We start from the raw sequence: 21,265 nt of genomic DNA, 5'->3' as shown, positions 1-21,265 counted from the left end.
GCCGGTATGATGCCTGCCCATGAGCTTTTTCGCCATCCTGTTCGCGCTGCTGATCGAACAGGCGCGCCCGCTGGCGCGCACCAACCCGATCCACGCCGGCCTGCGCGCCTGGGCGCTGTCGGTCAGCCGCAATTTCGACGCGGGCAAACCGCACCATGGCTGGGTGGCCTGGTGCCTGGCCGTGCTCACACCAGCGCTGTTCGTGCTGGGCGTGCACCTGGTGCTGCTGTGGGGCGTGGGCTGGCCCGTGGCCGTGCTCTGGAACGTGGCGGTGCTCTACATCACCCTGGGCTTCCGCCAGTTCAGCCACCATTTCACCGGCATCCGCGATGCCCTGGAGGAGGGTGACGAGGAGCGCGCGCGCGAGTGTTTGGCGCATTGGCAGCAGGTGGATGTGGGCGACCTGCCGCGCAGCGAGGTGGTGCGCCATGTGATCGAGTATTCCGTGCTGGCCGCGCACCGCTCGGTGTTCGGCGTGCTGGCCTGGTTCTCGGTGCTGGCGGCGCTCGGGCTTGGGCCCATGGGCGCGGTGCTCTACCGCATGGCGGAGTTTGTTTCGCGTTACTGGGCCGACCGGGGCGCCGAGGCGCAGCAGAAGGCCAGCCCTTTCCTCCAGCGCGCGACGGCCGAGGCCTGGACGGCCATCGACTGGATGCCCGCGCGCATGACGGCGCTGGGTTTCGCCGTGGTGGGCAGCTTCGAGGAGGCCATCGAGGGCTGGCGCTTCCATGCCCAGCGCTTTCCCAATGACAACGACGGCGTGGTGCTGGCCGCCACGGCGGGCGCCATCAACGTGCGTTTGGGGGGCGAGGCGCTCAAGTCCCGTCCCGGTCCGCTGGATGCGCAGGATTTCGAGGTGGACGCCAGCATTGGCGAGAGCGACAGCACCCCCGGGCGCGAGCCCGAGGTAGGGCATCTGCGCAGCGTGGTGGGGCTGGTCTGGCGCTCGGTCGTGGTCTGGATGTTGCTGCTGGCGCTGCTGACGCTGGCGCGTTTGTTGGGCTGAACGTGGAGGTGCACTCTTGAGTTTCCCATCCTTCTGGAGCCCCGTGGTGGGCGCCCTGGTGCCTTATGTGCCTGGCGAGCAGCCGCGCATTCCCAACCTCGTCAAGCTCAACACCAACGAGAACCCCTACCCGCCGTCGCCGCGCGCCATCGCGGCCATTCAGACTGCCGTCGCGCAGGGGATGGAGCTGTACCCCGATCCGCGCGCCCAGGCGCTGCGCGAGGCAGTGGCCGCCCACCATGGGCTGGATGCGGGCCGGGTGTTCGCGGGCAACGGCTCGGACGAGGTGCTCGCGCACGCCTTCTTCGCGTTCTTCCAGCAGGGCGCACCACTGGTCATGCCCGACGTGACCTACAGCTTCTACAAGGTCTATTGCCAGCTCTACGGCATCGCCGTGGATGCCGTGCCGCTGGACGCCGGCCTGCGCGTTGACGTTGACGCCATGGTGCGGCGCGCCAGCTCCGGCAGCGCGGGCGTGGTGATCGCGAACCCCAACGCGCCCACCGGCATCGCGCTGCCGCTGGCGGGCATCGAGCGCTTGCTGCGCGCCTGCCCGCAGCGCGTGGTGCTGGTGGACGAGGCCTACGTGGATTTCGGCGCCGACAGCGCCGTGGCGTTGATCAACCGGCATCCGAATCTGCTGGTGGTGCACACGCTGTCCAAGTCCCGCTCGCTGGCGGGCTTGCGCGTGGGCGTGGCCATGGGGCAGCGTCACTTGATTGATGCCCTGGAGCGCGTCAAGGACAGCTTCAATTCCTACCCGTTGGGCCGCCTGGCGCTGGCCGGGGCCGTGGCGGCGTATGGTGATGTGGAGCATTTCGAACGCACGCGCCAGGCCGTCATGCACAGCCGCGAAGGACTGGCGTTGCAGCTCGAAGACCTGGGCTTCGAGGTGCTGCCGTCGCAGGCCAACTTTCTCTTCGTGCGCCACCCCGGGCGTGATGCGGCGCAGCTTGCGGCTGCCCTCCGCGAGCGCGGTGTCCTGGTGCGGCATTTCAGCCGTCCCGAGCGCATCGCGCAGCACTTGCGCATCAGCGTGGGCACGCCCGCGCAGTGCGACGCGCTGGTGCAGGCCCTGGCGGCGGTGCTGGCTCAGTAGCGCGGCTGGTTCAGTTCGGCGAACAAATCGCTATAAATTTTGTAGCGATTGGCGCTTATTCCACCGGCTGAAAATCCACTTTTTACTGCATCGATTACCCCACAGCCGGGCTCGTGCAGGTGCGTGCAGTTGTAGAAACGGCATTCCGTCGCGTGGGCCGCGATGTCGGGCATGCAGGCCGCCAACTGCGTGGGTGCGATGTGGTGCAGGCCGAATTCCTGGAAGCCTGGTGAATCGATCAGCGCAGTGGTGCGCTCGCCGTCCACCCAGTACCAGGTGGTGCTGGTGGTGGTGTGCTTGCCCGAGTTGAGCGCCTGCGAGATCTCGCCGGTCAGCACCGAGGCGCCGGGCACCAGCAGGTTGATCAGCGTGCTTTTGCCCGAGCCCGAGGGGCCCAGTACCAGCGTGGTCTTGCCGCGCAGGTGCTCCATCAGCGTGGCGCGGTCCGCCTCGCCCGATTGCGCCAGCGACAGCGGCAGTACGCCGTAATGGCGGCCCTCGCCCATGTGGCGGTAGGGCAGCAGGCGCTCCCAGGCGCGCGCGAAGGGTTCGACCAGGTCGCTTTTGTTTAGCGCGATCAGCGGCGTGATGTGCTCGGCCTCGGCGGCGATCAGGGCGCGCGCGAGCTGGCTCTCGGAGAACACCGGCTCGGCGGCGATCAGGATCAGCACCTGGTCGAGGTTGGCGGCGAACGACTTGGTGCGGATCTCGTCCTGGCGGTAAAACAGGTTGCGCCGCTCCTGCACCTTCTCGATCGTGCCCTCGTCGCCCTGGCCGGGGGGCGCGGCCTGCCACAGCACGCGGTCGCCCACCACGGCCTGGCTTTTCTTGCCGCGCGGGTGGCAGATGCGGCGCGCGCCGTCGGGCGACTCCACCATGCAGTGGCGGCCGTGGCTGGCGACCACGAGGCCTTCATGGAGGGCGCTGCGTTCGGCCGTGGCGCGGGGGGCGGGCATCAGGCGAGCAGGGCGTCGAAGCGCGTGGCGCAGTCGAAATCGCTGGCTGAGAGGCCGCCCACGTCGTGCGTGTTCAGGCGCACCACGCAGCGGTCGTAGTGCACCGACAGGTCGGGGTGGTGGTCCTCGGTGTGCGCGATGAAGGCCACGGCGTTCACGAAGGCAATGGTCTCGTGGTAGTTGGCGAAGCGGTAGGTCTTCTCGATGGCCACGTTGGCGCCGTCGCCGCTCAGGCTCCAGCCTTCGAGCTGGGCCAGATTCGTTACAACTTCAGTAGCTGTCAGCGCACGCCGGGGCTGCGTGGACCAGTCTTTTTTCTTCAACATCGATGTCATGGGTGTGCGGGGGTTGGCATGCGCGCCAGCCGTTCGGTGGCGGGCGGGTGCGAGTAGTGGAACTTCACGTACACCGGGTCGGGTGTGAGCGTGGAGGCGTTGTCCTCGTAAAGCTTGAGCAGGGCCGAGGCCAGATCCGCGCCGCTGGCTTGCTGCATGGCGTAGGCATCGGCCTCGAACTCGTGGCGCCGCGAGAGCTGCGCGAACAGCGGGGCCAGGAATACCGTGAACACCGGCACTCCCAGCAGGAACAGCAGCAGCGCCAGCGCGTCGTTGGGCGCTGCGGGCACGTCGGCCACCAGCAGGGCGAGGCTGGGGCGCACGCCCAGGCCGGTGTAGAACCAGGGCTGCGCCGATAGCCAGCCGAGCAGCGCGAAGCCCGCCAGGCTCAGCGCGAACATGCCGGCCATGCGCTTGAGGATGTGGCGGTGGTGGAAGTGGCCCAGCTCGTGCGCCAGCACCGCCTCGACCTCGCCAGGCGTGAGCTGCTTGAGCAGCGTGTCATAGAACACCACGCGCTTGGCCGCGCCAAAGCCGGTGAAGTAGGCGTTGGCGTGCGCGCTGCGGCGGCTGCCGTCCATCACGAACAGGCCCTTGGCGGCGAAGCCGCAGCGCTGCATGAGGGCGGTGACGCGTGCCTTGAGCGATTCGTCTTCGAGCGGTTGGAACTTGTTGAACAGCGGTGCGATGAAGGTGGGGTAGACCACCATCAGCAGCAGATTGAAGCCCATCCACAGCGCCCAGGCCCAGAACCACCACAGCGCGCCGGCGGCACCCATGAGCCAGAGGATGGCCGCCGCGATCGGCAGCCCGATGAGCGCGCCCAGCAGCGTGGATTTGGCCAGGTCGGCCAGCCACAGGCGCAGCGTCATCTGGTTGAAGCCGAAGCGCTGCTCCAGCACGAAGGTCTGGTACAGCGTGGCGGGCAGATCGATCAGGCCATTGACCAGGGCGAAGGCCGCCAGCAGCGCCAGCTGCTGCGCCATGCCGCCGCCCAGCCAACCGAGCAGTGCCTGGTTCAGCAAGTCCAGGCCGCCCAGCAGTGTCCAGCCCAGCAGCACGGCGGTTCCCAGCGCCATCTCCAGCAGGCCGAAGCGGGCCTTGGCCACGGTGTAGTCGGCGGCTTTCTGGTGGGCCTCCAGCGGGATGTGCGCGGCGAAGGCGGCGGGCACTTCCTGGCGATGGCGCGCGACGTGGCGGACTTGGCGCGACACCAGCCACGCCTTGAGCAGGAAACCGGCCACCAGGGCCAGCGCGAAAGCCAGGGTGAGCGCGAAGGAGGGAGAGAGGGAAGCGGCAGAAACGGCAGGCATGTCGCGCGAGTGTAGGGCATCGGCGACAATGCCGCCCATGTCCGAAACCACCGCATTACAGGCCGCCGTGCTGGCCAAATCCGACCAGAACCTGGTCTGGCTCGATTGTGAAATGACCGGGCTCGACCCGGAGGCCGAGCGCATCCTCGAAATCGCCGTTGTCGTCACGGGCCCCGCCTTGGAGCCACGCGTCGAGGGCCCGGTACTGGTCATCCATCAGTCCAACGAGCTGCTCGACAAGATGGATGCCTGGAACAAGGGCACGCACGGCAAGAGCGGCCTGATCGACAAGGTCAAGGCCTCCACGCTCACCGAGGAAGAGGCGCAGCAGCAGATCATCGACTTCCTGTCGCGCTACGTGCCCAAGGGTAAGGTGCCGCTGTGCGGCAACAGCATCGGGCAGGACCGGCGCTTCCTCGCACGCTACATGCCCCAGCTCGAAGCCTTCTTCCACTACCGCAACGTGGACGTGAGCACCCTCAAGGAACTGGCCAAGCGCTGGAAGCCCGAGGCCTACAGCAGCTTCAAGAAGGCGCAGAAGCACACGGCGATGGCCGATGTGCACGAGTCCATCGAGGAGCTGGCGCATTACCGCGCGCATTTCCTCGCGCTCTAGCCGCTTGCGGGAAAACCCGGATCCGTGCCATAATCGCAGGCTTGCAGTGTGTTTGCGCTGCAAGATTTGTGCATCTCCCTTCACACACCGGGTCCGCAGCCTTTGGCGGTGGCATGGCCACCGCCCGGTTCTTGCGATGAATACCCACCCGCACCGGCGCGACGCCAGTGCAGGTTTCGTTTGATGGTTGATGTTTTTTGACCATTGACGAAGCCACCACGGGTCCCGCCCGTGGATGTTTTCGTGTGAGAAAAATATGACTGACACTTTCCTGGTGCAGGGCGACTTCGCGCCTGCTGACACTTCTGTTGCCGCCGATATTTCCACGCAGGGCCTTGCCGCCGACGTGACCGCCGAGCCCAATGGCTTCATCGAGCTGGGCCTGGCGCCCGAACTGGTGCAGGCCGTGGCCGACCTGGGCTATACCCAGCCCACCTCCGTCCAGCGCAAGGCCATTCCCCTGGCCATGGGTGCGGGCGCGCAGGGCGGCCGCTTCATCGACCTGATGGTTTCCAGCCAGACGGGCAGCGGCAAGACCGCCGCCTTCCTGCTGCCGGTGCTGCACACGCTGATCCGCCAGCAGGCCGAGGCCGAAGCGGCCGCGCGCGCCGAGTTCGAGCGCGCCGTGGCCGAAGCCGCCGCGCGCGGCGAGGCGCCCCCGAAGCGCCCCAAGCGCAAGGACCCCACCAACGCGCGCAATTTCAAGCCCGCCATTCCCGGTGCACTGATCGTCTGCCCCACGCGTGAACTGGCGCAGCAGGTGGCGCACGACGCCATCGACCTGGTCAAGCATGTGCGCGGCCTGCGCGTGGCCAACGTGGTGGGCGGCATGCCCTATCAACTGCAGATCGCCAAGCTGCAGAACGCCGACCTCGTGGTCGCCACCCCCGGCCGCTTGCTCGACCTGCAGCGCTCCATGCAGATCAAGCTCGACAAGGTGCAGTTCCTTGTGGTGGACGAGGCCGACCGCATGCTCGACCTGGGCTTCTCCGACGACCTGGCCGAAATCAACCAGCTCACGAGCCAGCGCAAGCAGACCATGATGTTCAGCGCCACGTTCGCGCCGCGCATCCAGCAACTGGCCCTGCGCGTGATGCACGACGGCGGCTCCTCGGTGCAGAAGGTGCAGATCGACACGCCCCAGGAAAAGCACGCCAACATCAAGCAGATGCTCTACTGGGCCGATAACGCCCAGCACAAGCGCAAGATGCTGGACCACTGGCTGCGTGACACCGCGATCAACCAGGCCATCGTGTTCGCCAGCACCCAGGTGGAGTGCGACGGCCTGGCCAACGACCTGCAGCAGGACGGCTTCTCCGCCGTGGCGCTGCACGGCGCCCTGAGCCAGGGCCTGCGCAACCGCCGCCTGATGGCGCTGCGCAGCGGCCAGGTGCAGATCCTGGTGGCCACCGACGTGGCGGCACGCGGTATCGACGTGCCCACCATCACCCACGTGTTCAACTTCGGCCTGCCCATGAAGGCCGAGGATTACACCCACCGCATCGGCCGCACCGGCCGCGCCGGCCGCGATGGCCTGGCCGTGACCTTCGCCGAGTTCCGCGACCGCCGCAAGATCTTCGACATCGAAGGCTACAGCCGCCAGCAGTTCAAGGCCGACGTCATCCCGGGCCTGGAGCCCGTGCAGCGCATGCCCTCGTCGCGCCCGGCGCCCGATTACGCCAACCGTGGTGGCCGTGACGGCCATTCGCGCGACCGCAAGTTCGGCGGCCCCGCGCGTGGTTCCGACCGTGGCGGCTTTGGCGGCGGCGGTTTCGGCGGCGGGTTCAACGACCGCCACCGTGTCCAGGGCCGTCCCTCCGACGACCGCAGGCCCGCTCCTGGCGGCTTTGGCGGCCGCGACGACCGAGGCCCCGGTGGCTTTGGTGGCCGTGATGAGCGTGGTTTTGCCGGCCGTGACGACCGTGGTTTCGCCCCGCGCCGTGATGGCGAGGGCTACGGCCGCAAGCCGGGCTTTGGCGAACCGGCACGTGGCGGCTTTGGTGGCCGCAACGAGAGTGCAGCCCCGCGTGGTGAGTTCGCTCCGCGCCCCTCGTTCTCCAAGCCTGGTGGCGGCAAGCCCTTCACGCCGCACGACGCCCGCAAGCGCCCGGCCCGTCCGGCCCGCTGATCGGCAGCCTCCATCGAAAACCGGCCTCGCGAGAGGCCGGTTTTTTTCGGCTGCGCCATGAAAAGCAGCCAGCGGTTGAGGACAATAGCCGTCCCAGGAGGGTACAGCGTGCAATCATCTCTGTCTTCGGGTGCCGATTTCGAGCACATGTTCGATCTTGCGCCAGTCTCGCTCTGGCTTGAGGATTACAGTGCTCTCAAGCGCTTGTTCGATGTTTGGCGCGCCGACGGCGTGACCGACCTTCTGGCGCACTTCGCCGAGGATCCGACCCGTATCCGGCAGTGCACGGCCTGCCTGCGGGTGCTGAGCGTTAACCGCCGCACCCTGTCGCTGTTCGCCGCGTCCAGCCAGGCCGAACTGCTCGACAATTTGGGCAGCGTCTTCCGTGACGATATGCTCGATCAGGTCGCCATCGAACTGGCCCAGCTCTGGTCGGGCTCGCTGGAGTTTTCCAACCAGACGGTGAATTACGCCCTGGACCGCCGGCGCCTGGATGTGCTGATCCATGCGCGCATCCTGCCGGGGCACGAGGACACCTGGAGCCGTGTGCTGGTATCCCTGGAAGACATCACGCCCCAGGTGCAGGGCGCGCAGCGGCTGCGGCGCAGCGAGCGCTATGCCCGTGATCTGTTCGAGCACTCGCCAGTATCGCTGTGGGTGGAGGATTTCTCGGCCGTCAAGCGGCTCCTGGACGAGGTGCGGACCCAGGGCATCCAGGATTTCAAGACCTTCATCAAGGTGCATCCCGAGTTTGTCTCGCGTTGCATGCAGGAAATCCGCGTCATCGATGTCAATCAGCAGACGCTGCAGATGTTTGGCGCCGTGAGCAAGGAAGATCTACTGAACAACATCGGCAGGGTCTTCCGGGGCGAGATGCATGATTCGTTCGCCGACCAGTTGCAGGACCTGTGGGAAGGCAAGCTCGTCCAGCAGCGCGAGGTGGTCAATTACGCGCTCTCGGGGGAGCCGGTGTACATCCACATGCAGTTCTCCGTGCTGGCCGACCACCAGGACCACTGGGGGCTGGTGCTGCTCTCGCTGGTGGACATCAGCGCGCGCAAGAAGGCAGAGGCCTACCTTGAATACCTGGGCAAGCACGATGTGCTCACGCAGTTGCGCAACCGGACGTTCTATGTTGAAGAGCTCAACCGCATCACGCGCAAGGGGCCCTGGCCATTGAGCGTGATCGCGATCGACCTCAACGGACTCAAGGTCATCAACGACGAGCATGGCCACGCCGCTGGCGACACCCTGCTGCGGCGCGTGGGCGAGGTGCTGTCCAAGGCCATGGATGCCTCGACATGCGCAGCCCGCATTGGCGGTGATGAGTTCTCGGTGCTGTTGCCCGGCATGGATGAACGCAGCGCGCTGGCGGTGCAGGAACGCATCACCTCGCTGGTGGAAATCAACAACCAGTTCTACCCGGGCCAGCCCTTGAGCCTGGCCATGGGCATCGCCACGTGCACCTCGGGTGCCGATGTCGAAGCGGCATTGCACCGCGCCGACAAGGCGATGTACGCCGAGAAATTGCGCTACTACAAGGAAAACGCCCTGGACCGCAGGCACACGCACTGAGTGTGCGCGGGGCCGGTCACGAGGCCACGCCAAAGCCGTAGAGCCGCTCGGGCGGCACCCGCGCGAGCAGGCCGCGATCCGCGGCGGGGCCGGTGATGGCGAATTCGGGCAGCGCCGTGTCGCGCTGCAGGGTGCTCGTCACGCTGCGGCCCTGGGTGTCGGTGATGGCGGCCACCAGCGGTGTGCGCGCTTCGGCCCCTCGCCGGATCACGACACCGAGTTCTCCATTGGCCAGTTGAACGAAATCACCCGGAGGGTAGATTCCCAGCTCCCGGATCAGCGCCCGGGCCAGCGGGCCGCCCTTGTCGTCGCGAAAGGCCTGGCGTGCGGCTTCCTGCACGCCCATCGCGGGGTGCAGTGTGCGGGGGCTGATGCGCGCCATGAACTGATCGGCCATGTGCAGCAGCTGGGCGGCTTCGTCCACGGTGCTGCTGCCCGTGGGATAGCCCGAGCCGTCGATCCGTTCATGGTGCTCGCGCACCGTGGCGAGCCAGGTGGCATCGGTGATGCCGATGCGTTCGAGCTGCGCAGCGCTTTCGAGCGGGTGCTTGCGGATCTGCGTGCGCTGGCGGTCGAGCACGGGGTAGTCCTGGAAGGCCATCTGCCCCTGCAGCTCAGCGATGCTGGCGTTCATGGTCAATGCCGCCAGCGCCAGGCGCTGCACCCGGTCTTCCTGCCAGCCCAGGCGCTGCGCCATCAGGATGCTCAGCAGCGCGGTATAGACCGTGTGGCTGTAGCCGTAGCGCAGGTGCCGTGCCTGGTCCTGGCGGATGGCCATGAAGAGGCCGATGTCCGGGTCTTGCGCCGCCAGCGCAATGATGTCGGCGGCCAGGGCGTGAATGCGCGCGATGAAGTCGGGCTTTGCTTCCAGCGCGGGCAGCAGGGCCTCCAGGGCATCGATGGCGCGGGTCCAGCGCTCGTAGATGCTGGCTGGCGGGGGCTGCGCGGCGGCCTGGAGGGCCTCGATGGCCCGTACCTCCTCGATGTCCACGTACATGCCCCGGTCCAGGAGCATTTCGAGCTGGCTCTCGTTCCGGACCACGTAGTCCTTGGCCAGCAGCAGGGTGCTGTCCTGGTTGCGCACATTCCAGGGCAGCGGAACGCCGATCTGTATCTGGGACTCCACCAGCTTCAGCAGTTGCATCCAGTGACCTCTGGCGTGCTTGACGGGGAGGGCGCCCAGGAAGCCGGGCGCCTACAGGCTTGCGGCCATGGTAGCGCGCTGGGAAGAAAACACCAGCCCTGGAATTACCCGTGGTGGCCCGCGGTCCGTCCGATGTCGGGCCAGCGCCGATGCAGGTAGAGCCACGCCAGCAGCCCGATGCCCATCATGAGCAGGGACGCCGTGGCGAGCTGCGCGGTCGAATGCATGACCAGGGGTGCCACCACGCCCGCCACTAGGCCGTTGGCGGCCGAGCCGACAAAGGCCTGCAGCGACGAGGCCATGCCACGCCGCTCGGGGTGCAGGTCGAGCACCAGCAGCGTCACCACCGGCACCATGAGCGCCCAGCCGAACGAAAAAATCGCGATCGGCAACAGGGCCCAGGACACATGCGCAGGCAGCAGGAGATTGGCCAGCAGGTTGAGCACGGAGATGGAGAACATCACCACGAAGCCGTGGCGGATCTGGCGCTTGGGCGCGATCCGTCCTGCCAGGCGGCCGCTGAGCCAGGCGCCGGCCATGATGCCCGAGATGGTCAGTACGAAGAACCAGAAAAACTGCGTCGGCGCCAGCCCCAGGTGGGTGCCGAGGAAAGCCGGGGCTGCCAGCACGTACAGGAACATGCCGTTGAAGGGCACGCCGCTGGCCAGCGCCAGCAGCAGAAAGCGCGGGCTTGAACCGAGCTCCCAGTAGCCGCGCATCAGGTGCGGCACGTTGAAGGGTTGCCGGTGGTCGGTGTGCAGGGTCTCGGGCAGCAGGCGGTAGTTGGCCGCCCACAGCGCCACGCCCACCGCCGTGAGGAACCAGAAGATGCTGTGCCAGCCCGCATGCACGTACAGCCAGCCGCCCACGATCGGCGCTACCGCCGGCGCCACGCCGAAATAGATGGTCACCTGGCTCATGACCTTTTGGGCCTGGGCGGGCGGGAACATGTCGCGGATCACGGCGCGCGAGACCACGATGCCTGCACCCGTGGACAGGCCTTGCAGCGCACGGAACAGCACCAGCTGCCCGATGCTCTGCGCCAGGGCGCAGCCCGCCGAGGCCACGGTGAACATGGCGATGCCCCACAGCACCACGGGGCGGCGCCCGAAGCTGTCGGACAGCGCGCCGTGGAACAGGCTCATGAACGCGAACCCGAGCAGATAGGCCGAGAGCGTCTGCTGCATTTCGACCGGCGTGGCGACCAGGGCCTGGGCGATCCCCGAGAAGGCGGGCAGGTAGGTGTCGATCGAGAACGGCCCCAGCATGCCCAACAGAGCCAGCAGCACGGCGAGGGCCCAGCGGGGTGCGCGCCAGAGTTCGTGCGCTTGCGGATTCATGGGTGGTGCGGGTGTGTGCTACGGGGCGTTTGCGTGGAAATGGGGTCGCCCACGGCAAGGGCGCGCCGGGTCGAGGAGGTGGTCCGGGGATTATGGTGGAAACCCGCGCCGGGACGGGATGCCGCCGCAAGGGCACCGGGTCAGTGCATGGCTGGCGGGCGTTGGCGGTAATGCGCCTGCTTGACGGCGTACATCCGCTGGTCGGCAAGGTCGATGAGCTGATTGACCTCGCTGGCATCGTTGGGGAACCGTGCCGCACCGATGCTGGCCTGCAGGTGGTGGGTCTTGCCCTCGAAGGTGAACGGCGTGGCGATGGCGGCCATGAAGCGCTGCACCGCGGCCTCTACCCCTTCGGGCATGTCGACGGGCATGAGGATCACGCCGAATTCATCTCCGCCCAGGCGCGCCACCGTGTCGGAGAGCCGGGCGCCTCCCTTGAGGCGCTGGGCCAGTTCGCGCAGCACGGCGTCGCCGGTGCGGTGGCCCAGGGTATCGTTGATGCCCTTGAGCCCGTCCATGTCGATCACCAGCACGGCGATCGGTCGCTGGTCGCGTGCGCTCTGCGAAAGCGCATTGCGCAGCCGGTCCATGAACAGCGAGCGGTTCGCGAGGTTCGTCAGGCCATCGTGCGTGGCCAAGTTGAAGAGGTTGTCATGGCTGTACTGCGTGGCGAAGTAGATCGCTGCACCCGCCAGGTCGGACATCAGGCCCAGCAGGACCATGTCATTGTCGAGAAACTTGGCGGGCTGTACCGACATGGCCTTGAGCACGCCGATCGTTTCGCCCCGGTGCCGCAGCGGGATGACGATCATGGAGCGCAGGCCCATGCGCCGGCAGGCCTCGCGGTCGACCCGGGGGTCGAGGTCTGAGTCGTCGCAGCGCTGGGGCTGCCCGGTCCGCACGCACAGGCCCGAGAGACTGTTGGCGCGCTTGAGGCGCAGGCCGATCTGTCCCTGGGCGATGCCGGAGGCGCTCTGGTAGACCATGTCTTCGCCCTCCACCAGTTCGATGGCGGCACCGTCCGCGCCGATCAGCGCCGGCATGCGCAGGACCAGAAGACTCATCATGCCTCCCAGATCCAGCCCGAGTTGGGCGATTTCCGTCTGGATGCGGATGATCTGCAGCAATTGCGCGCGTGACGGCACGGTGACACCACTCCGGCGGGTAGGGGAAAAATTCTTGCAGCCAGCAGTCTGGGCGCCGTTGCCATGCCCGTCCTGGGCCTTGGGCACTCGTGCGGGCTGTGCCGGTGCAAATGGTAACAAATTTGGGCGTGTCCGGGCACCGAAATCGGTTCGCGGAAGGCTGACGACCCGGGTGGTCGGCAAGGCAGGCCCGGAAAAACAAAAGGACCTGGCTTTGGGGCCAGGTCCTTGAAAGTGGTGGGTCCTGAGTGACTCGAACACTCGACCTACGGATTAAGAGTCCGCTGCTCTACCAACTGAGCTAAGAACCCACTTTTGAAACCGTTTCTGCATCACTGCAGAGACTCGAATTATGCACTAATTTTTGCCAGCTCCGCAACTCCGACGAAAAATTTTTGGTTTTTGGCGTCATTGCAGGGCATTGCGGCTGGCCAGTTCGACGAACAGGCCGCTGTGGTCCAGCTCGCCCAGGCCATGCTCCACGCCCTGGGCGTACAGCGTCTCGAACAGCGTGGTCACCGGGGCGTCGAAGCCGATTTCCTGCGCTGTGGCGAGGGCGTTGCGCATGTCCTTGAGCTGCACCGTCATGCGGCCGCGCGGGGCAAAGTCGCGCTCCACCATGCGCTGTCCATGCAACTGCAGGATGCGGCTGTCGGCGAAGCCGCCGGCCATGGCCTCGCGTACCTTGGCCATGTCGGCACCGCCCTTGGCGGCGAACAGCAGGGCCTCGGCCACCGCGCCAATCGTGATGCCCACGATCATCTGGTTGGCCAGCTTGGCCAGCTTGGCCAGTTGCCCCGCGCCATGCGGTCCGACATGGGTGGGCCGGCCCAGCGCCGCGAAAACGGGCAGGGCGCGCTGGTAGTCGGCCGGACGGCCGCCCACCATGATGGCCAGCGCTCCGGCCTCGGCGCCCACCGTGCCGCCGGAGACCGGCGCATCGAGGTGCGCGATGCCCATTTCCCCCAGGCGTGCCGCGTGGTCGCGCGCCTCGCGCGGCTGGATGGAGGCCATGTCGATGAACAGGCTGGCCTTGCGCATGGCCTGTGCAGCGCCCTGGGCGAACAGCACATCGCCGACCACCGGGCCGTTTTCCAGCATGCCGATCACGATGTCGGCCTCGCGCACGGCGTCTGCGGGCTGGTCGTGTACATGGGCGCCCGCTGCCGTCAGTGGCTCGGCCTTGGCGCGGGTGCGGTTCCATGCATGGACATGGTGCCCGGCCTCGCACAGGCGGCGGGCCATGGGCAGGCCCATCATGCCGATGCCCAGCACGGCGATCTGGAGAGGAGGGGAGGCTGTCATGGGGCTTCCTTGGCGCGGATGGATGGACTTTTCGCCATCATGGTCTTTTTCCGGCGGGCACCCTGTCACCGAGCTTGCAGCGCAATGCATATGCCGGGATGATGTGCTTATACCCAAACGGTGGGAATGAGGAGATTCGCCATGGCACAGCCCCTGTACGACCCGGTCTGGCTCGAACGCATGTACAACAACCGTGCCCTGGTGCCCGACCACATGGCCTATCTGGACCGCTGGGCGCAGGAGTCGGCCCAGGTGCGCGCCAGCCAGCCCTGCAGCCTGGATGTGCCCTACGGGGACGGCGAGGGCGAGCGGCTGGACATTTTCCCCGCCCAAGGCGCCGCGGCAGGGCGGGCTCCCGTGATGGTCTTCATCCACGGCGGGTATTGGCGCTGGTGGGACAAGGCGGGCCATTCCTTCGTGGCGCCTGCGTTCACGCAGGCCGGCGTGTGCGTGGTCGTGGTCGATTACGCCCTGTGCCCGGGCACGCCGCAGGCGCCCGTGACGGTTCCGCACATCGCCCGGCAGATGGAGCGGGCGTTGGCCTGGGTGGGGCGCCACATCGCCAGCCATGGCGGCGACCCGGGCCGCATCACGGTGGCGGGGCATTCGGCGGGCGGCCATCTGGCGGCGCTGCTGCTCACCAGCGTCTGGCCGCTGATCGACGCCGACCTGCCCGATGGCCTGGTGCGCAGCGCGCTGTCGATCTCGGGACTGCACGATCTGGAGCCGGTGATGCACACCCCATTCCTGCAGGAGGGCCTGCACCTGACCGAACAACAGGTGCTGCAGTACAGCCCGGCGCGCCTGCTAGAACCATCGTCGGGCCAGCTGGTCTGCGCCGTGGGGGGCGATGAGAGCGCGGAATTCCTGCGCCAGAACCGGCTGTTGCAGGAGGCCTGGGGCTCGCACCGGGTGCCGCGCTGCCAGGTGCTGGAGGGGCTGAACCACTTCAGCATCCTCGACACCCTGGCGCGGCCGGGCAAGGACCTGTACCACATGGCGCTGAATCTGCTGCGCGCTTGACGCAGAGACAACCCCCTGAGGCGCTGCGCGCCTTCCCCCTTCTCTCGCGCTGCGCGCGGGAAGGGGGACGCCACCAGCGCGGCGGGGCGGCCCTTGCGCGGTGGCCGCTGGTTTTGGTAGCGCCAGTGACACGCGCCATGGCGTGGCGCATGGCCTCTGCGGCCGCAAGAGCCGCTACATCAGCAGGTGTTCGCCCGCGTTGTCGCCGCCCAGGATCACGTAGTTGACCTTGCGGATGTCCATCAGCTTCTTGCCGCCGGCATAGCTGATGGAGCTTTGCACGTCCTGCTCCATCTCGATCAGCGTCTCGGCCAGCTTGCCCTTGATGGGTTCGAGGATGCGCTTGCCCTCGACGTGCTTGTACTCGCCCTTGTTGAAGTCGCTGGCCGAGCCGTAGTACTCCTTGAACAGCTCACCGTCCACCTCCACGGTCTTGCCGGGCGATTCCTCGTGGCCGGCGAACAGCGAACCGATCATCACCATGGTGGCGCCGAAGCGGATGCTCTTGGCGATGTCGCCGTGGCTGCGGATGCCACCGTCGGCGATGATGGGCTTGGTGGCCACGCGCGCGCACCACTTCAGGGCCGAGAGCTGCCAGCCGCCGGTGCCAAAACCCGTCTTGAGCTTGGTGATGCACACCTTGCCCGGGCCCACGCCCACCTTGGTGGCGTCGGCGCCCCAGTTCTCCAGGTCGATCACGGCCTCGGGCGTGGCCACGTTGCCAGCGATCACGAAGGCCTGCGGGAGCTTGTCCTTCAGGTAGCCGATCATGGCCTTCACGGTGTCGGCATGGCCGTGGGCGATGTCGATGGTGATGTACTCGGGGCACAGGCCCTCGGCCACCAGCTTGTCCACGGTGTCGTAGTCGGGTTGCTTCACGCCCAGCGAGATCGAGGCGTAACAGCCCTTGGCATGCATGTCCTTGACGAACTGGAGGTTGTCCAGGTCGAAGCGGTGCATGACGTAGAAATAGCCGTTCTGCGCCATCCAGACGCAGATCTTTTCGTCCACCACCGTCTTCATGTTGGCGGGCACCACGGGGATGCGGAAGCTGCGCCCGCCCAGCTCGACGCTGGCGTCGCACTCCGAGCGGCTCTCCACGCGGCACTTGCGCGGCAGCAAAAGGATGTTGTCGTAGTCGAAGATTTCCATGGGATTCCAAGCTCCTGTGAAAGGGTCGCGGCGGAAGGATGTCCGGCGCGATGGGCGCTTGGCTTGAAAACCGGCTTCGTGGGGGCTGGCGTGGTGGCCGCTCCGGACCCCGCTGTGCGCGGGCACAAAAAACCGGGCTGCAAGAAACTTGGGCCCGGTGCTTGATTCTACCCGCCGCCGCGCCGGCCGGCATAACGGAGGCCGTATCACCGGCATAAGGATTGCGCGGCCGCCACCACGCGGCCCTGCGGGTCCTGCACCCAGCCCACGGTGTGCAGGCGCTCGGGCTGGGCGCCCTCGGGGATGCGCATGGGGCGCAGCTCCGTCCAGCGCATGTGCTCCCTTAACAATAGCGCCTGGCGCTTATCCCATATGCCTTGGAGCATGTTTCTGACCACATTGCGGGCCACCGGCGTGCCCTCCGTGCCTGCAGGAATGTGTTCCACCAGCAGCAGATGGAAGCTCCAGTCCGTGCCGCCTCGCGCTGCCGTGAACGTGGCGGTGGTGCCCAGGTAGTCGTTGACGGCGGGCCCTTGCCCCACGCGCAGGCGCAGGCCGCGCGCGTGCTCCACCGGGGCAGTGTGCACATCGGTGGCGGCGGGTGCGGTGCGGCCCAGTGCCTGCAGGCGCGCCAGCGCATCGCGCGTGGCGGCGGCCGACAGCGGGGCCTCGTCCTCCTGGCGGCCCGGCACGATCCAGTCGAGCACCAGGGCGCCGGCGCCGGGCGCGGGCGTGGCGGCGTCCCGCCAGCAGGCCTCGCAGTCGGCGCTGGTGAAGCGCTCGAACAGCGCCAGCGGGGCGCGCGCCCCCCCGCTGGCGCAGCCGGTCTGCGCCAGGGCCTGCGAAGCGCAGAGCATGAGCACGGGGGCGAGGGCATGGGTGAAGGAGTTCATGGCGTGATCGGTGGGCATTGCGGCGTTGTGGCGGCCATGTTCCCACAGGCCCGCGCCGGCCGCCGCCGCGTGTGGCGCAAACCCCTTGAGCACAGGGGCCTGCGGCACAATGGGCGGCAGGAGTACCCACATGAACCCGTCCACGCTGATCGGTATCGTGGCCAGCTTCCTTCTGCTGGGCATCGTGGTTTTCTTTGCGGCGGAAGACCCGCGCCTGTATGTGGACTGGCCAAGCCTGGGCATCGTGCTCGGCGGCACGCTGGCCGCCACTTTCCTGAGCTACCCCCTCAAGGAGGTGCTGCGCGTCTTCGGCCTGATCGCCACGGTGCTGCGCAACGAGCGCACCTACATCAAGAACGACATCGACGAACTCGTCCGCATCTCCAAGCTGTGGATCAACGACGACCTGCATGCCGTGGAAAAGGCGCTGGAGAGCGTGACCAACCCCTTTCTGCGCACCGGCGTGCAACTGGTGATCGACCAGACCCCCGAGGAAGACATCCTGGACCTGTTGCAGTGGCGCATCCTGCAGCTGCGCGCCCGCGAGGCGGCCGAGGCGCAGCTCTTTCGCGTGATGGCCAGCTTCGCGCCCGCGTTCGGCATGATCGGCACGCTGGTGGGCCTGATCAACCTGATGGGCGTGCTGGGCGGCGGCAACATGCAGATCATCGGCCAGCAACTGGCGGTGGCGCTCATGACCACGTTCTACGGCATCCTGCTGGCCAACCTGCTGTTCAAGCCCGTGGCCGTCAAGCTGGAGCGCCGCACCGAGCAGCGCGTGGTGCTGATGAACATGGTGCTGCAGGGCATTTCGATGATGTGCGAGCGGCGCAGCCCGGCGCTGATGCGCGAGACGCTCAAGTCGTTCATCGTGCAGTTCGACGACGAAATCTTCGATGGGCGCAAGCCCGCCGCCAAAGCCAAGGCGCTGCCGCCACGACCTGGCAAGGAGGGCTGAGATGCAGGAGCCGGCCCCGGTCCCGGTCCCGGCGCCGCAAGACGCCATGCCCGACAGCCCCGACGCCATCCACGCGCTGGCACGCCTGGCGGCCCTGTCCGCCCGTGGTGGCCGCTCCCGGGCCGCGAACCGCCTGGGCGCCGCCACGGGGCGTTTTGCCCGCTGGCACCTGGCCCCCACCCCCGTCGCCGAAGAGGAAGGCTGGCTGCTCACCTACCTGGACATGGTCACGCTCATCCTGGTGATGATGGTGGTGATGCTCTCGTTCGCCGGCCCCGGCACGCGGGGGCTGCCGGAGCAATCGCCATCGCCGGTCGTGGCGGTGGGGGAGCATCCCGAGCACGCCAGCATCGTGCCTCCGGTCGCGCCCCCGGTCACGCCGCCGCCGGCCCAGCCCGAGGAGGACCCGCTCGCCGGGCTGCCGCTCGACCGTCTGGACAAGAACATCGAGGTCATCGTGAACCAGGGCAGCGTGAGCTTCCGCATCAGCAACGAAATCCTCTTCGCCTCGGGCGACGCACGCCTCAGCGGCACGGGGCTGGCGGTCCTGGGGCGGCTGGTGCCGGTGCTCGGCAGCGCGGCGCGGCACCGCATCGTCGTGGAAGGGCATACCGACAACGTGCCCATCCAGACCGAGCGCTTTCCCTCCAACTGGGAGCTGTCCACCGGCCGCGCGGCCAGCGTCGTGCGCTACCTGCAGGGCCAGGGCATCGACCCGGCCCGCATGCGCGCCACGGGTTTCGCCGACACCCGGCCCCTGGCATCCAACGACACGCCGCAGGGCCGGGCGCAGAACCGGCACGTGGAAGTGATCCTGGAAGCGCCGAAGTAGGGCGCCTCGCGCGCCGCAGGGGCCGGGCTTCCTACAATCGTCCCATGTCCGAATCCCCCTTGCTCCAATCGCTCAACCCCGAGCAGCTCGCTGCCGTCACCCTGCCCGCCGGCCATGCGCTCATCCTGGCCGGCGCCGGTTCGGGCAAGACACGCGTGCTCACCACGCGCATCGCCTGGCTGCTCTCGACCGGCCAGGCCACGCCCGGCGGCATCCTGGCCGTCACCTTCACCAACAAGGCCGCCAAGGAAATGGTGGCGCGGCTCTCTAGCATGCTGCCGGTGAACGTGCGCGGCATGTGGATCGGCACCTTCCACGGCCTGTGCAACCGCCTGCTGCGCGCGCACCACAAGGCCGCGGGCCTGGCGCAGACCTTCCAGATCCTGGACACGCAGGACCAGCTTTCGGCCATCAAGCGCCTGTGCAAGCAGCACAACGTGGACGACGAGCGCTTTCCGCCCAAGCAATTGCAGTATTTCATCGCAGGTTGCAAGGAAGAGGGCCTGCGCCCGCGCGACGTGCAGGCGCATGACCAGGATGCGCGCAAGAAGGTCGAGATCTACCAGCTCTACGAAGACCAGTGCCAGCGCGAGGGCGTGGTCGATTTCGGCGAACTGATGCTGCGCAGCTACGAACTGCTGCGCGACAACGATCCGATCCGCGCGCACTACCAGCGGCGCTTCGCGCACATCCTGGTGGACGAGTTCCAGGACACCAACCGCCTGCAGTACCTGTGGCTCAAGCAGCTCGCGGGGGACGAGGTGAACGGCCGCTACGAGGCGCATGGCAGCGTGATCGCCGTGGGCGACGACGACCAGAGCATCTACGCCTTCCGGGGCGCGCGCGTGGGCAACATGCAGGACTTCGTGCGCGAGTTCGACGTGCAGCAGCAGATCAAGCTGGAGCAGAACTACCGCAGCTACAGCAACATCCTCGACTCGGCCAACCACCTCATCAGCCACAACAGCCGCCGCCTGGGCAAGAACCTGCGCACCACGCAGGGCGCGGGCGAGCCGGTGCGCGTGGTCGAGGCCCCGAGCGACTTCGCCGAGGCGCAGTGGATGGTGGACGAGATCCGGCAACTGGTGAAGAACGACGGCTTCGCGCGCCACGAGATCGCCGTGCTCTACCGCAGCAACGCGCAAAGCCGCGTGATCGAAACCGCGCTGTTCAACGCCGCCGTGCCCTACCGCGTATACGGCGGCCTGCGCTTCTTCGAGCGCGCCGAAATCAAGCATGCGCTGGCCTACCTGCGCCTGCTGGAGAATCCGCACGACGACACCAGCTTCACCCGCGTGGTCAACTTCCCGCCGCGCGGCATCGGCGCGCGCAGCATCGAGGTGTTGCAGGACGCCGCGCGTTCGGCGGGCTGCTCGCTGCACGACGCGGTGAGCGCCGTGCCCGGCAAGGCGGGCGCCAACCTGGGTGCCTTCGTGGCCATGGTCGATGTGCTGCGCGAGCAGACGCAGGGGAAGAACCTGCGCGGCATCATCGAGCAGATGCTCGAAGCGAGCGGCCTGGTCGAGCATTTCCGCACCGAGAAGGAGGGCCAGGACCGCATCGAGAACCTGGAGGAACTGGTCAACGCCGCCGAGAGCTTCGTCACGCAGGAGGGCTTCGGCCGCGACGCGGTGGCCCTGCCGCTGGACGAGCACGGCAGCCCCCTCACGCAAAGCCCCGCCAGCCAGGGCCTGGACCCCGACGCGCCGATGGCCCCGGCCGCCGCGCCCGGCGTCCTGGATGCCGACACCGGCGAAACCCTCTCGCCCCTGGCCGCCTTCCTGACCCACGCCGCGCTCGAAGCCGGCGACAACCAGGCCGAGGCCGGCCAGGACGCCGTGCAGCTCATGACCGTGCACGCCTCCAAGGGCCTGGAATTCGACGCCGTGTTCATTGGCGGCATCGAGGAGGGCCTGTTCCCGCACGAGAACGCCATGAGCGACCCGGGCGGCCTGGAGGAGGAGCGCCGCCTGATGTACGTGGCCATCACCCGCGCGCGCAAGCGCCTGTACCTGAGCCACTCGCAGACGCGCATGCTGCACGGCCAGACGCGCTACAACCTGCGCAGCCGTTTCTTCGACGAGCTGCCCGAAAGCGCCCTCAAGTGGATCACGCCCCGGCAGCAGGGGTTTGGCTCTTTTGCTCCTGATTCAGGAGCTGGTGGCGCTTACCAGAAGGGCGTTAGAAGCCCATTTGGCTTCAAATCCGAAACCTTCGCCAGCCCGCCCGTGCCGCCCCAGAAGGCCGCGCCCGCGCACGGCCTGCGCGTGGGCCTGGCGGTGTTCCACACCAAGTTCGGCGAAGGCAAGGTACTGGCGCTCGAAGGCCAGGGCGATGACGCGCGCGCGCAGGTCAACTTCCCGCGCCACGGCACCAAGTGGCTGGCGCTGTCGGTGGCCAAGCTGACGGTGGTGGAGTGAGCCGCAGGATTCGCGTCCCATAAGA

18 protein-coding genes and 1 tRNA gene are annotated in these 21,265 nt (G+C 67.5%); 9 read left to right on the top strand and 10 right to left on the bottom strand.

The window, feature by feature from the left end; genetic code table 11:
- Nucleotides 1–19 precede the first annotated feature (19 nt).
- Together D8S75_RS11260 and hisC are read left to right on the top strand one after the other, a co-directional pair.
- Nucleotides 20–1,006, top strand: coding sequence for a CobD/CbiB family protein (locus D8S75_RS11260; RefSeq protein ID WP_119966438.1), 987 nt, complete (start codon nucleotides 20–22; stop codon nucleotides 1,004–1,006).
- 16 nt (nucleotides 1,007–1,022) lie between these two features.
- Nucleotides 1,023–2,105, top strand: a complete 1,083-nt coding sequence (gene hisC / locus D8S75_RS11255) for a histidinol-phosphate transaminase (RefSeq protein ID WP_119966437.1) — start codon at nucleotides 1,023–1,025, stop codon at nucleotides 2,103–2,105.
- Here hisC and rsgA read toward each other — a convergent pair.
- From rsgA to D8S75_RS11240, 3 genes are read right to left on the bottom strand one after another with little or no spacing between them, the layout of a single operon-like run.
- Nucleotides 2,099–3,061 carry a ribosome small subunit-dependent GTPase A gene (gene rsgA / locus D8S75_RS11250; RefSeq protein ID WP_119966436.1) on the bottom strand — a complete coding sequence of 321 codons (963 nt, stop codon included), beginning with the start codon at nucleotides 3,059–3,061 and terminating at the stop codon, nucleotides 2,099–2,101. The genes hisC and rsgA overlap by 7 nt on opposite strands.
- Nucleotides 3,061–3,396, bottom strand: coding sequence for a 4a-hydroxytetrahydrobiopterin dehydratase (locus D8S75_RS11245; RefSeq protein WP_119966435.1), 336 nt, complete (start codon nucleotides 3,394–3,396; stop codon nucleotides 3,061–3,063). The genes rsgA and D8S75_RS11245 overlap by 1 nt, the downstream gene beginning before the upstream one ends.
- Nucleotides 3,393–4,709 (bottom strand): M48 family metallopeptidase, encoded by a 1,317-nt coding sequence (locus D8S75_RS11240; protein ID WP_119966600.1) that lies wholly within the window; start codon nucleotides 4,707–4,709, stop codon nucleotides 3,393–3,395. The genes D8S75_RS11245 and D8S75_RS11240 overlap by 4 nt, the downstream gene beginning before the upstream one ends.
- A gap of 28 nt (nucleotides 4,710–4,737) precedes the next feature.
- Between D8S75_RS11240 and orn the strand changes: the two genes are divergently transcribed.
- The 3 genes from orn to D8S75_RS11225 all read left to right on the top strand — a co-directional run bounded on the left by orn (nucleotide 4,738) and on the right by D8S75_RS11225 (nucleotide 9,028).
- Nucleotides 4,738–5,325 (top strand): oligoribonuclease, encoded by a 588-nt coding sequence (gene orn, locus D8S75_RS11235; RefSeq protein ID WP_370807605.1) that lies wholly within the window; start codon nucleotides 4,738–4,740, stop codon nucleotides 5,323–5,325.
- Between the two features lie 256 nt (nucleotides 5,326–5,581).
- On the top strand, nucleotides 5,582–7,453 hold the full coding sequence (locus D8S75_RS11230; RefSeq protein ID WP_119966434.1) for a DEAD/DEAH box helicase: 1,872 nt from the start codon (nucleotides 5,582–5,584) through the stop codon (nucleotides 7,451–7,453).
- 147 nt (nucleotides 7,454–7,600) lie between these two features.
- A complete protein-coding gene (locus D8S75_RS11225; RefSeq protein ID WP_119966433.1) occupies nucleotides 7,601–9,028 on the top strand; it encodes a sensor domain-containing diguanylate cyclase in 1,428 nt (475 codons plus the stop codon).
- 16 nt (nucleotides 9,029–9,044) lie between these two features.
- Here the strand turns inward: D8S75_RS11225 and D8S75_RS11220 are convergent, their stop codons facing one another.
- The 5 genes from D8S75_RS11220 to D8S75_RS11200 form a co-directional block, all read right to left on the bottom strand.
- Nucleotides 9,045–10,172: an HD-GYP domain-containing protein gene (locus D8S75_RS11220; protein WP_119966432.1), complete on the bottom strand. Its 1,128-nt coding sequence runs from the start codon at nucleotides 10,170–10,172 to the stop codon at nucleotides 9,045–9,047.
- Nucleotides 10,173–10,276: 104 nt separating this feature from the next.
- Nucleotides 10,277–11,512: a multidrug effflux MFS transporter gene (locus tag D8S75_RS11215; RefSeq protein ID WP_119966431.1), complete on the bottom strand. Its 1,236-nt coding sequence runs from the start codon at nucleotides 11,510–11,512 to the stop codon at nucleotides 10,277–10,279.
- Between the two features lie 140 nt (nucleotides 11,513–11,652).
- A complete protein-coding gene (locus D8S75_RS11210) occupies nucleotides 11,653–12,657 on the bottom strand; it encodes a sensor domain-containing diguanylate cyclase (RefSeq protein WP_232829023.1) in 1,005 nt (334 codons plus the stop codon).
- Between the two features lie 235 nt (nucleotides 12,658–12,892).
- A tRNA-Lys gene (locus D8S75_RS11205) sits at nucleotides 12,893–12,968 on the bottom strand.
- A 97-nt stretch (nucleotides 12,969–13,065) separates the two neighbouring features.
- Nucleotides 13,066–13,962 (bottom strand): NAD(P)-dependent oxidoreductase, encoded by an 897-nt coding sequence (locus D8S75_RS11200; protein ID WP_119966430.1) that lies wholly within the window; start codon nucleotides 13,960–13,962, stop codon nucleotides 13,066–13,068.
- Between the two features lie 126 nt (nucleotides 13,963–14,088).
- On the opposite strand from D8S75_RS11200, the gene D8S75_RS11195 reads away from it, so the two are divergent.
- The gene (locus tag D8S75_RS11195; protein ID WP_119966429.1) at nucleotides 14,089–14,985 is read left to right on the top strand and encodes an alpha/beta hydrolase; all 897 of its coding nucleotides are present in this window, start codon (nucleotides 14,089–14,091) and stop codon (nucleotides 14,983–14,985) included.
- 174 nt (nucleotides 14,986–15,159) lie between these two features.
- Here D8S75_RS11195 and D8S75_RS11185 read toward each other — a convergent pair whose 3' ends face one another.
- Both D8S75_RS11185 and D8S75_RS11180 read right to left on the bottom strand, forming a co-directional pair.
- On the bottom strand, nucleotides 15,160–16,137 hold the full coding sequence (locus tag D8S75_RS11185) for a GMP reductase (protein WP_119966427.1): 978 nt from the start codon (nucleotides 16,135–16,137) through the stop codon (nucleotides 15,160–15,162).
- Nucleotides 16,138–16,343: 206 nt separating this feature from the next.
- On the bottom strand, nucleotides 16,344–17,162 hold the full coding sequence (locus tag D8S75_RS11180; protein WP_306419023.1) for a hypothetical protein: 819 nt from the start codon (nucleotides 17,160–17,162) through the stop codon (nucleotides 16,344–16,346).
- Between D8S75_RS11180 and D8S75_RS11175 the strand changes: the two genes are divergently transcribed.
- From D8S75_RS11175 to D8S75_RS11165, 3 genes are read left to right on the top strand one after another with little or no spacing between them, the layout of a single operon-like run.
- Complete coding sequence (locus tag D8S75_RS11175) at nucleotides 17,161–17,988, top strand: motility protein A (RefSeq protein ID WP_119966426.1); 828 nt, start codon at nucleotides 17,161–17,163, stop codon at nucleotides 17,986–17,988. The genes D8S75_RS11180 and D8S75_RS11175 overlap by 2 nt on opposite strands.
- A gap of 1 nt (nucleotide 17,989) precedes the next feature.
- A complete protein-coding gene (locus D8S75_RS11170; protein ID WP_198673190.1) occupies nucleotides 17,990–18,820 on the top strand; it encodes an OmpA/MotB family protein in 831 nt (276 codons plus the stop codon).
- Nucleotides 18,821–18,864: 44 nt separating this feature from the next.
- Nucleotides 18,865–21,240, top strand: coding sequence for a UvrD-helicase domain-containing protein (locus tag D8S75_RS11165; RefSeq protein ID WP_119966425.1), 2,376 nt, complete (start codon nucleotides 18,865–18,867; stop codon nucleotides 21,238–21,240).
- Nucleotides 21,241–21,265 lie beyond the last annotated feature (25 nt).

The sequence above is a fragment of the Simplicispira lacusdiani genome (assembly GCF_003604195.1).
GTDB classification, from domain to species: domain Bacteria; phylum Pseudomonadota; class Gammaproteobacteria; order Burkholderiales; family Burkholderiaceae_C; genus Simplicispira; species Simplicispira lacusdiani.
This window is presented reverse-complemented; position numbering and strand designations above follow the sequence as displayed.

What these genes read in the sequence shown, in the direction of transcription:
- D8S75_RS11260 (WP_119966438.1), top strand. Translation starts at nt 20, where the DNA reads ATGAGCTTTTTCGCCATCCTGTTCGCGCTGCTGATCGAACAGGCGCGC.
- rsgA (WP_119966436.1), bottom strand. Translation starts at nt 3,061, where the DNA reads ATGCCCGCCCCCCGCGCCACGGCCGAACGCAGCGCCCTCCATGAAGGC.
- D8S75_RS11245 (WP_119966435.1), bottom strand. Translation starts at nt 3,396, where the DNA reads ATGACATCGATGTTGAAGAAAAAAGACTGGTCCACGCAGCCCCGGCGT.
- D8S75_RS11240 (WP_119966600.1), bottom strand. Translation starts at nt 4,709, where the DNA reads ATGCCTGCCGTTTCTGCCGCTTCCCTCTCTCCCTCCTTCGCGCTCACC.
- orn (WP_370807605.1), top strand. Translation starts at nt 4,738, where the DNA reads ATGCCGCCCATGTCCGAAACCACCGCATTACAGGCCGCCGTGCTGGCC.
- D8S75_RS11230 (WP_119966434.1), top strand. Translation starts at nt 5,582, where the DNA reads ATGACTGACACTTTCCTGGTGCAGGGCGACTTCGCGCCTGCTGACACT.
- D8S75_RS11225 (WP_119966433.1), top strand. Translation starts at nt 7,601, where the DNA reads ATGTTCGATCTTGCGCCAGTCTCGCTCTGGCTTGAGGATTACAGTGCT.
- D8S75_RS11220 (WP_119966432.1), bottom strand. Translation starts at nt 10,172, where the DNA reads ATGCAACTGCTGAAGCTGGTGGAGTCCCAGATACAGATCGGCGTTCCG.
- D8S75_RS11215 (WP_119966431.1), bottom strand. Translation starts at nt 11,512, where the DNA reads ATGAATCCGCAAGCGCACGAACTCTGGCGCGCACCCCGCTGGGCCCTC.
- D8S75_RS11200 (WP_119966430.1), bottom strand. Translation starts at nt 13,962, where the DNA reads ATGACAGCCTCCCCTCCTCTCCAGATCGCCGTGCTGGGCATCGGCATG.
- D8S75_RS11195 (WP_119966429.1), top strand. Translation starts at nt 14,089, where the DNA reads ATGAGGAGATTCGCCATGGCACAGCCCCTGTACGACCCGGTCTGGCTC.
- D8S75_RS11185 (WP_119966427.1), bottom strand. Translation starts at nt 16,137, where the DNA reads ATGGAAATCTTCGACTACGACAACATCCTTTTGCTGCCGCGCAAGTGC.
- D8S75_RS11175 (WP_119966426.1), top strand. Translation starts at nt 17,161, where the DNA reads ATGAACCCGTCCACGCTGATCGGTATCGTGGCCAGCTTCCTTCTGCTG.
- D8S75_RS11180 (WP_306419023.1), bottom strand. Translation starts at nt 17,162, where the DNA reads ATGTGGGTACTCCTGCCGCCCATTGTGCCGCAGGCCCCTGTGCTCAAG.
- D8S75_RS11170 (WP_198673190.1), top strand. Translation starts at nt 17,990, where the DNA reads ATGCAGGAGCCGGCCCCGGTCCCGGTCCCGGCGCCGCAAGACGCCATG.
- D8S75_RS11165 (WP_119966425.1), top strand. Translation starts at nt 18,865, where the DNA reads ATGTCCGAATCCCCCTTGCTCCAATCGCTCAACCCCGAGCAGCTCGCT.